2 protein-coding genes are annotated in these 1,562 nt (G+C 65.0%); one reads left to right on the top strand and one right to left on the bottom strand.

Annotation, left to right across the window (positions count from 1 at the left end; all coding sequences use genetic code 11):
• Positions 1-42: 42 nt before the first annotated feature.
• On the bottom strand, positions 43-1,200 hold the full coding sequence (gene corA / locus BEN49_RS14970; RefSeq protein ID WP_083326131.1) for a magnesium/cobalt transporter CorA: 1,158 nt from the start codon (positions 1,198-1,200) through the stop codon (positions 43-45).
• A gap of 141 nt (positions 1,201-1,341) precedes the next feature.
• Here corA and BEN49_RS14965 point away from each other — a divergent pair.
• Positions 1,342-1,562: hypothetical protein (locus BEN49_RS14965; RefSeq protein WP_204376129.1), on the top strand; the 221-nt coding region annotated here is incomplete at its 3' end.

Raw genomic sequence — 1,562 nt, 5'->3', positions numbered from 1 at the left:
AGCATGAGTTTTGTTTGAATAGGATCTTATTCCCCTGGGGCCCTAATCGTTGTTTGAAAGCCAGCCTTTGCGCCAGAAATAATACGCTTGGCCGGTCACGATGAGGGCCAGGATGACCAGCAGCGCGGGGTAGCCCCAGGGCTGGTACAGCTCGGGCATGTTCATGGGCATTACGTGACCGTGGCCGTCTTCGTGCTGGAAGTTCATGCCGTAGAGGCCCACCACGAAGCTCAACGGGATGAAGATGGAACTGATGATGGTCAGCACTTTCATCACCTCGTTCATGCGGTTGCTCTGGTCGGAGAGGAACAGGTCGACCAGGCTGCTGATGGTGTCGCGGTAGCTCTCGGCCAGGTCCAGGGCCTGGATGGCGTGGTCGTAGCAGTCGCGGTAATAGGTTTTCATTTCCTCGGGCATCACCTCGTCGGGCATGCGCAGGATCTCCGCAATCTTGTCGCGCTCGGGGTACACCAAGCGGCGGAAGCGCACCACGCTTTTCTTCACTTGCAGGATGCGGCTGAGCAGCCGCCGCTCGCGCTGGGCCAGGAAAATGCTGTCCTCCAGCTCCTCAATGTAGTCGCCAATGGCCGCCATCGTGGGGTAGTAGTGGTCGAGCACCACATCGGTGAGGGCGTAGGCGAGGTAGGCGATGGATTGGCGGCGGAGCTGGCTGTTGGTGCGCCGCAGGCGGTTGCGCAGCACCTCCAGGCAGTCGTCGTAGTCGTCTTGAAACGAGAGCACGTAGTTGGGCCCCGTGAAGATGGAAAGCTGGTCGTCGTCGATGTCAAGCTCGGCGGTGAACTCCGTCATGCGCGAAACCAGGAACAGGCGGTTATCGTCGAACACCTCCACCTTGGCCCGCTGATAGTCGCCGAGCACGTCCTCCATTTGCAGCGGGTGCAGGTTGAAGTTTTCCATGATTCGCTCCAGCAGCGGCAAGTCGCCGTAGCCGCGCACGTCGAGCCAGTATTTGCGTTCGGGGGCCGTGCGCATGGCGGTGAGCAGCTCGTCGTAGCGGCCCGTGTACTCGGCCTCGTCGCAGCCTTCCTCGTCGTAAGCCATCAAAAACAGGCGCGGCGTGGGGGCCCCGGGGCGCACGGTAAGGGTGCCCGGCTTCTGGCCCACGTGCTGGGCGCGGGTTTCGCGGAGGGCGGCGCGTTCGGCGCCAGCGGCGGGGCTATATAAATCGGGGGGAGCCATGCGAAGGGGGCGGCGGGCGGGCAGGGGATTTGGGACAAAGTACGCCGTTGGGGCCCCGGGGTTGGGGCGGGGCCCCGGCCGGGCCGTACTTTGCCGGGCCATTGCCGCACACCGTGTCCGTTTTCGAGCCATTTTCTGTTGTTGAAGCCGAGGCCCCCGGGGCGCCCCGGCGGTGTGGGCCCCGGGCCCCGGGCCGCCGCTGCCGCCCCGCGCCACCCGCTGGCCTTCGAGCCGCTGCTGTTTTTGCAGCCCGCCCACCAGGCCTTGCAGCCCCCGGCGGCCCCCGTGCTCAGCTTTTACCTGGAGGACGGGGCCCCATACCGTGGCCCAGCTGCACGCCGTGGCCGACCCCGCCACCGGCC

Source organism: Hymenobacter coccineus, from assembly GCF_001816125.1.
Classification (GTDB): Bacteria; Bacteroidota; Bacteroidia; order Cytophagales; family Hymenobacteraceae; genus Hymenobacter; species Hymenobacter coccineus.
The sequence above is the reverse complement of the archived record's forward strand: the minus strand, read 5'-3'. Positions and strand labels throughout refer to the sequence as shown.

Bases quoted from the DNA above. Each gene is read 5' to 3' on its own strand.
- corA (WP_083326131.1), bottom strand. From the start codon at position 1,200: ATGGCTCCCCCCGATTTATATAGCCCCGCCGCTGGCGCCGAACGCGCC.